The organism is Paucibacter sp. XJ19-41 (assembly GCF_028462495.1).
Taxonomy (GTDB): Bacteria; Pseudomonadota; Gammaproteobacteria; order Burkholderiales; family Burkholderiaceae_C; genus Roseateles_E.
The window spans coordinates 1-669 of record NZ_JAQOWX010000290.1; the positions used below are offsets into that span (position 1 = coordinate 1).

The 669-nt window shown below is 68.6% G+C and carries 1 protein-coding gene and 1 pseudogene; one reads left to right on the forward strand and one right to left on the reverse strand.

Going from position 1 to position 669, the window contains the following annotated elements:
• On the reverse strand, nucleotides 1-419 hold a 419-nt coding region (locus tag PO768_RS29030), incomplete at its 3' end, for an ArgP/LysG family DNA-binding transcriptional regulator (protein WP_272648827.1).
• Between the two features lie 76 nt (nucleotides 420-495).
• Between PO768_RS29030 and PO768_RS29035 the strand changes: the two are divergent.
• Nucleotides 496-669 (forward strand): annotated as a pseudogene (locus tag PO768_RS29035) (amino acid transporter); the annotation flags it as partial.

The window sequence follows — 669 nt, forward strand, 5'->3', positions numbered from 1 at the left end:
CCGCTGCGCAGGCGCTCGCTGGTGTGGTCCTGGTCGTCCACCAGCACTTCCAGCAGCACCGGGCTGTCCGCCGCGAAGCCGGCGAGCGCGGGGGCGGCCCAGGTCGCGAGGCTGTCGGCATTCACGGCGATCGGCAGCGGGACGCGCGCCGGCGCGTCCGCCGACAGGACCGGCAGCGCGGTATGCAGGTCCTGCTCCAGCAGGCGCACCTGGTCCACATGCTGGCACAGCCGGCGCCCCGTATCTGTCACGCGGCAGGGCTGCTCGCGTATCACCAGCGCGCAGCCGACGCGCTCCTCCAGCAGGCGGATGCGCTGGGAGATGGCCGAGGGCGTCACATGGAGCGCGCGTGCCGCGCGCTCGAAACTCCCCTCCCGCATCACGGCGGCCAATGCAGAGAGCGCGGCGTAGTCCAGCATCTGATTAGTTTTCCTAAACTCAATTTAGATTAGTTAGTTTGGCTTCATTTCCAAGGACTGGCAAGCTGAGCCCATGATGACTTCAAACCTGGCCGCCGCACCGGCCGCACTGCTGCAGGGCCTGGCGCTGAGCCTGGGTCTGATCGTCGCCATCGGCGCCCAAAACGCCTTCGTGCTGCGCCAGGGCCTGCGCCGCGAGCATGTCGGCCCGGTGGTGCTGTTCTGCGCCGCCGCCGATGCGCTGCTGATC